Here is a 6083-nt window from a genome sequence, read left to right as displayed (position 1 = left end):
CCCCGCCGGGGGGGGGGGCGCGCCGCCCCCCCCCCCCCCCCCCCCCCCCCCCCCCCCCCCCCCCCGCGCCAGGTGGATCTCCGTCAGCTCAGCCGGTCGGCAACCCGTAGTACTCCAGGGTCGTCACGCCCGTGCGGATGGCTTCGAGGGCACGCTGCTCGGCGGCCACGCGGGAGTCGGCCCGGTCGAGGGTCTCCTGCACGGCCTCGGCGGGGACGACCACCACGCCGTCCGCGTCGCCCACGACGAGGTCGCCGGGCCGTACGATCACGTCCCCCACGCGGACGGGAACGTCGAACCGGCCGGGGTGTTCCTTGCCGGTGCCGACCACGGTGACGTGCCGGCCGAAGACGGGGAAGTTCAGCTCCGCTTGTTCGGCCGTGTCCCGTACCCCGCCGTCCACGACCAGGCCGAGGATGCCCCGCTGCTGGGCGGCGACCGCGAGGATCTCGCCCCAGTGGCCGTGCCGGGCGCCTTGAAGGTCGACGAGGAGGACGCTGCCGGTCGGGGCCTCGGCCACCGCCCGGTGCAGGGCGAGGTTGTCGCCGCCGACGCCCTGGACGGTGAACGCCGGACCGGCCACGCGGGCCCCCGGCCAGGCGGCGCGCAGGGCGGGATCACAGGCGTGGGCGGCCCCTGTGGACGCTTCGTAGAGGGTGGCGGTGCTGTGCCCGCGGGCCGCGTCCGTCATGACTGGCTCCTGGTCTGAAGAGTGTGGTAGCCGAACTGCACGCGGGCCTCGCGCAGGGTGGCGCCGGCGCGTGCGGCGGCGACGATGTCCGCCTCGACGCGTTCGATGCGTTCGGCGCTCTCCGCGATCCGCTCGGCCTCGGCGGCGGGTACGACGACCACGCCGTCGGCGTCGGCGCAGACCAGCGCACCGGGACGGATTTCGATGCCGCTCACGGTCACCGGCTCGCCGACGGCGACGAGCCGTACCCGGTCCTTGCCGGTCCGCATGAACCTGCCCCGGCTGAAGAGCGGGTAGTTCTGCGAGAGGGACGCCGACACGTCACGGCAGACGCCGGCGATCACGGTGCCGGCGATGCCGCGGTGGGCCGCGACCTCGGTCATGATGCCGCCCCATACGGTGACGTCGGTGCGGCCGTCGTTGTCGATGACGATGACAGAGCCCGGCGGTACGTCGTCGAGGAAGTCACCGACCGTGCCGGGGCCGGCCGCGTCGACGGCTGCGTAGCGCACGGTGAACGCCGGGCCCACCGCGCGGAAGTCGTTGGAGAGAGGGGACAGGCCGTGCAGGGCGCCCTCGATCCCGGCCCGGTCGAGGGCGTCCGAGATCGCGGCGGTCGGCAGCGCGCGGAGCCGCGCGACGACGTCACTCATCACTGTGCCTCCGTTCCGGTCAGACGGGCGTCCCGCATCGCTTGCGGCAGTGGGACTCCGGCCCGGACCTCGGCCTCGATGGAGGCCTCCCGATCCGCGAGTCGCCGGGCCTCTCGGAGCACTTCGGCAGCGCGCTCGCGCGGGACGACCACGACGCCGCCCTCGTCCGCCAGCACCACATCGCCGGGCCGGACGGTCACCTCACCCAGCGAGACCGGCACGCCGGACGACTTCTGCCGCAGCCGGCCGCGCGCGGTCACCGGCACCTGGGCGCGGGCGAACACCGGGAAACCGAGCTCGCGCGCCTGTCCGACGTCCCGGCAGACGCCGTCCGTGACCACACCACGGACGCCGCGCACCGAGGCACCGACGCTGACGATTCCGCCCCACGAGGACACGTCCGTACGGCCGCCGTTCGCGACCACGATGACGTTCTCGGCACCGGCCTCGGCGACCGCACTCGTCAGAATGTGCGCCCCGCCGTGCTCACCGGTCAGGGGCTCGAGCTCGATGGTCCGAGCGAACCCGGTCACCTTGGGCGTGCCCCACATCGGAGGCAGACCGCCCTGTCCGGGCGGAAGGCCGCAGGCGTCGAGGGCGTCGGACACCGTGGCGCTGTCCAGTGCCGCGAACTGGTCCAACAAGGAAGTTTCAACGGTCATGCAGTTCAGTCAAACTCAACAAGCTCATACACTGAAGGTCTGATTTCCTCTCCTTTCGATATGCGGAGCATCTGATGATCGAGGTCCGTCAGGCCCGGTACTTCCTCGCCGTCGCGGAGACGCTCCACTTCGGCCGGGCGGCGGAACAGCTGCGGATGTCGCAGCCGCCGCTGAGCCAGGCGATCCTCCAGTTGGAGCGGCAGTTGGGTGTGAGGCTGTTCGACCGCAGTGAGCGCAGGGTGCGGCTGACGGAGACCGGCCGGGCGTTCGCCGAGGAGTGCCGCAAACTGGTGGCGGCTGCCCGGCACGCCCACGACGTGGCGGCACAGGCCGAGGCCGGGCTGGTGGGCACCCTGCGGATCGGGGTGGTGACCTCGGCGTTGAGCGAGCCTCTGCTGGGCACACTGTCCGCCTTCCGCGAGGCCCGGCCGCGCGTCGACCTGCATCTCACGGAGGTCGACACGGGGGAGGGACAGGAGGCCGTCGCCCGGCACGAGATCGACCTCGCCGTCATCCGGCCGAGCGCACCGGTGCGCGGTCTGCGTGTGCGGCCCTGGCGGCACGACCAGTTCGTGATCGCGCTCCCGGAAGGCCATCCCCTCACCGGGGACGCTTCGGACCCGGTCGACCTCGCACGGTTCGCGGACGAGCCCTGGGTGTGGCTGCGCCGCGAGGCGTCCCCCGACTACCACGACCAGCTCATGGCGACCTGCCGCCGAGCCGGCTTCACCCCCGACGCCCGCCACATCGCCAACTCCATCCTCACCCAACTGGCCATGGTGGCCTGCGGCCTCGGCGTCACCCTCGTACCGAACGTCGCGGTCCGCTCGATCCAGGGCCCCCTCGCCTACCGGCCCCTCACCGACTCCGCCGACATCGTGGAACTGTCCCTCGTCTCCCGGGACGGCACGCACGAGCCGCTGGTGGAGGAGTTCCTGCGCCACGCGGCGACTGACCGGCAGGAGACGGACTAGGCACGTCCCCGTGACTCACCGGCCCGGGCCAGGACGCCCCGCGCGCGTTCGAGTACCGGCCGGTCGACCATCTGACCGTCGACCGTGGTGACCGAGTCACCGGCGTCGAGGACGCTGCGCGCCCAGCGCAGTTCGCCTGCGGTCGGAGCGAACCCGTCGGCGACGGGCCCCACTTGAGCGGGGTGGATACAGAGTTTTCCGGTGAACCCCAGGCGCCGGGCGTGGGCGACGTCGGCGCCGAGCGCGGCGGGATCCCGTACGGCGGTGGTGACCCCGTCGAGGGGCGCGTGGACGCCTGTAGCCGCGGAGGCGAGGACCAGCCGGGAGCGGGCATGAGTGAGGGCCACGTGGTCGTCGTGGGCGACGCCGAGCTGGGTGGCCAGGTCGACGTTGCCGAAGGCGGCGCGCACGACGCCGGGCACGGCGCACACCGAGTGGGCCCGTTCGATGCCGAGGGCGGTTTCGGCCAGCGGGATCATCGGGCAGCGTCCGGCTGTGCGGGCTACGATCTCCGCGAGGACGTACGGGTCCTCGGCCTTGGGGATGAGGATCGGGCAGCCGTGGTCAGCAGCCCGAGCCAGGTCCGCCTCGAACCACGGGGTACCGGGCGGATTGACGCGTACGACAGCTGTGTTGCCGAGGCCGAGCCAGGTGTCGGCGTTGTCGCGGGCGCGGTCCTTGTCGTCGGCGGCGACGGCGTCTTCGAGGTCGATGACGACGAGGTCGGTGCCGGACGCGGCGGCCTTGTCGAAGCGGTCGGGCCGGTGGCCGGGGACGAAGAGCAGGGTTCGTGCGGCGGCGATGCGGGCGGTGTCCGGGTGACTCGGGGTCATGCGAAGGTCACCTCGGCGGTGGCGTGCCGTGCCTCGCGGTGGGTGGCGATGTGCAGCCGGGCGTGGTCGTCGGTGGGTGTGCCGTCGGCAAGTAGGTGCTCGCCGAGGAACACCGGGCGGTGCAGCCGGTAGGACAGCGACCGCACCTGCCGCTCCGGGGCGTTCCTGCGGACCAGTTCCAGCATGAGCAGGGCCAGCAGGGGGCCGTGGACGACGAGGCCGGGGTAGCCCTCCACGTCACGGCAGTACGGGGTGTCGTAGTGAATGCGGTGGGCGTTCGCAGTGAGCGCGCTGAACCGGAACAGCAGGGTTTCGGTCGGGTGGAGGCGCAGCTGCCACGGTCCGTCGGGCTTCGGTTCGGCCGATGCGTCGAGTGTGGCCGGGCGCTGGGGCGTGGAACCGTCGCCCGACCGGTAGACGATGTCCTGCTCCTCCACCAGGCACAGGCGGCCGTCCTGCCGGAACTCCTGGCGTTCGGTGACGAACAGGAGCTCGCCGCTGCGGCCCTGCTTGGGGGTGACGGTGGCCAGGCTGACGGTGCGTTCGGCCGGTTGACCGAGGCGCAGGGGTTCGGTGATCTCGCAGCGTCCGCCGGCGAACATGCGCCTGCGGTTGGGGACGGGCGGCAGGAAGCGGGCGTCGCGCAGGTGCCCGTCGGGGCCGAGGGCCTGCTGGGGTGCCCAGTGCAGGAAATAGAGCCACTGCCACAGCGGCGGTAGCGGATCCCCGGACTTGGCGGCGGGGTCGGCGAGGTCCAGCAGTGCCGACAGCGCCGCTGCGGGGGCGGGCGAAAGGGTGTCCTCGTCGGTGACCGATTCGGGATGCCATGACTCCACGTGGGAGGCGAGGGAGGCGGGCATGGGCTTGTTCCTTGCGTGATCGAGTCAGGTCAGCGGGGCTGTGGTCTGCGGGACGGGTGCTGGGGTTTCCAGGAGGGAGGTGCGGGAGGGTTCGCGTACGACCAGCGTGGCCAGGAAGGTCAGGCCGATGCACGCGGTGACGTACCAGAAGAAGACGGTCTCGTGGCCGCCCTTCTTCAGGGCCAGCGCGATCGGCTCGGTCAGGCCGCCGAAGGTGGCGGTGACCAGTGCGTGCGGCAGGCCGACGCCCAGGGCCCGGACCTTGGTGGGGAACATCTCGGCCTTGATGATGGCGGCCAGGGCCGAGTAGCCGCTGAGGAAGGTCAGCGCCGCGGTCATCAGGAGGAAGGCCAGCCACGGGCTGCTCGTGCGCCCGAGGACGGTCATGATCGGGACCGTCAGGAGCATGCCGCAGATCGAGAACACGAACATGACCGGGCGGCGGCCGAAGCGGTCGGAGAGCGCCCCGGCGACCGGTTGCAGCAGCATGTAGACGAACAGGGCGGCGAAGCCGATGACGGAGACCGTGGACTTCGGGATGCCAGCGGTGTTCACCAGGTACTTCTGGAGGTACGTGGTGTAGGTGTAGAAGGCGACGGTGCCGCCGATGGCCAGGCCGAAGACGGCCAGCAGCTGACGCGGGTACTCCGTGAACAGGGCGTGCAGGCCCTTGCGTTCCTGCGTCGTGGCGGCCTTCGCCTGCTCCTGCTGGAAGTGCTGCGACTCCTCCATGGTGCGGCGCAGATACATCACGACCAGTCCGGCCACCGCGCCGATCACGAACGGGACGCGCCAGCCCCAGCTCTCCAGCTGTCCCTCGGTGAGCAGGTTCTGCAGGACGATCGCCACGAGCAGCGCGGCGAGCTGGCCGAGCACGATGGACACGTACTGGAAGCTGGAGTAGAAGCCACGCCGTCCGGGGGGAGCGACCTCGGCGAGGTAGGAGGCGCTGGAGCCGAACTCCCCGCCGACGGACAGCCCTTGAAGCAGGCGTGCCAGGACCAGCAGGACGGGAGCCCCGAGCCCGATGGTCTGGTGGCCGGGGGCGAGGGCGATGATGAGCGAGCCGACACTCATGAGCGTGACCGACAGGGTCAGGGCGCGGCGGCGGCCGTAGCGGTCGGCATAGGCGCCGAGCAGCCAGCCGCCGAGCGGGCGCATGAGGAATCCGACGGCGAACACGACCGCCGTGGACAGGAGTTGGGCGGTCTGGTTGCCCTCCGGGAAGAAGGCGGCGGCGAAGTAGATGCTGAACGTGGCGTAGGCGAACCAGTCGTACCACTCGATCAGGTTGCCGAGACAGCCGCGTACGACGTTGGCGGTGACTTGGGAGCGTGCGGGGACGGAGGTGCGGCTCTGCGACATGGGAAGCTCCGTTGCTCGTGTCGCGGTGGGGAGGGATGCGCGCGG

General features: G+C 71.7%; 7 protein-coding genes. 1 reads left to right on the top strand and 6 read right to left on the bottom strand.

Annotated elements, in window-relative coordinates; translation table 11 throughout:
• Positions 1-88 precede the first annotated feature (88 nt).
• From PV682_RS42125 to PV682_RS42115, 3 genes are read right to left on the bottom strand one after another with little or no spacing between them, the layout of a single operon-like run.
• Positions 89-691, bottom strand: a complete 603-nt coding sequence (locus PV682_RS42125) for an RraA family protein (RefSeq protein WP_319737958.1) — start codon at positions 689-691, stop codon at positions 89-91.
• Entirely contained in the window at positions 688-1344 is a 657-nt protein-coding gene (locus PV682_RS42120; protein ID WP_319737957.1) for an RraA family protein, read from the bottom strand. Before PV682_RS42120 ends, PV682_RS42125 begins: the two co-directional genes overlap by 4 nt.
• A complete protein-coding gene (locus PV682_RS42115) occupies positions 1344-2006 on the bottom strand; it encodes an RraA family protein (protein WP_319737956.1) in 663 nt (220 codons plus the stop codon). Before PV682_RS42115 ends, PV682_RS42120 begins: the two co-directional genes overlap by 1 nt.
• A gap of 74 nt (positions 2007-2080) precedes the next feature.
• On the opposite strand from PV682_RS42115, the gene PV682_RS42110 reads away from it, so the two are divergent.
• Complete coding sequence (locus tag PV682_RS42110; protein WP_319737955.1) at positions 2081-2980, top strand: LysR family transcriptional regulator; 900 nt, start codon at positions 2081-2083, stop codon at positions 2978-2980.
• Here PV682_RS42110 and PV682_RS42105 read toward each other — a convergent pair.
• Genes PV682_RS42105 through PV682_RS42095 form a run of 3 tightly spaced genes read right to left on the bottom strand, consistent with a single transcriptional unit; the run spans position 2977 to position 6038 of the window.
• Positions 2977-3813, bottom strand: coding sequence for an HpcH/HpaI aldolase/citrate lyase family protein (locus PV682_RS42105; protein ID WP_319737954.1), 837 nt, complete (start codon positions 3811-3813; stop codon positions 2977-2979). The two genes, PV682_RS42110 and PV682_RS42105, sit on opposite strands and share 4 nt — an antisense overlap.
• Positions 3810-4673, bottom strand: coding sequence for a hypothetical protein (locus PV682_RS42100; RefSeq protein ID WP_319737953.1), 864 nt, complete (start codon positions 4671-4673; stop codon positions 3810-3812). The genes PV682_RS42105 and PV682_RS42100 overlap by 4 nt, the downstream gene beginning before the upstream one ends.
• Before the next feature lie 24 nt (positions 4674-4697).
• Positions 4698-6038 carry an MFS transporter gene (locus PV682_RS42095; protein ID WP_319737952.1) on the bottom strand — a complete coding sequence of 447 codons (1341 nt, stop codon included), beginning with the start codon at positions 6036-6038 and terminating at the stop codon, positions 4698-4700.
• Positions 6039-6083 lie beyond the last annotated feature (45 nt).

The sequence above is a fragment of the Streptomyces niveiscabiei genome, assembly GCF_033794345.1.
Lineage (GTDB): Bacteria > Actinomycetota > Actinomycetes > Streptomycetales > Streptomycetaceae > Streptomyces > Streptomyces niveiscabiei.
Note: the sequence above shows the minus strand (reverse complement) of the source record. Positions and strands in the feature narration are given on the sequence as shown.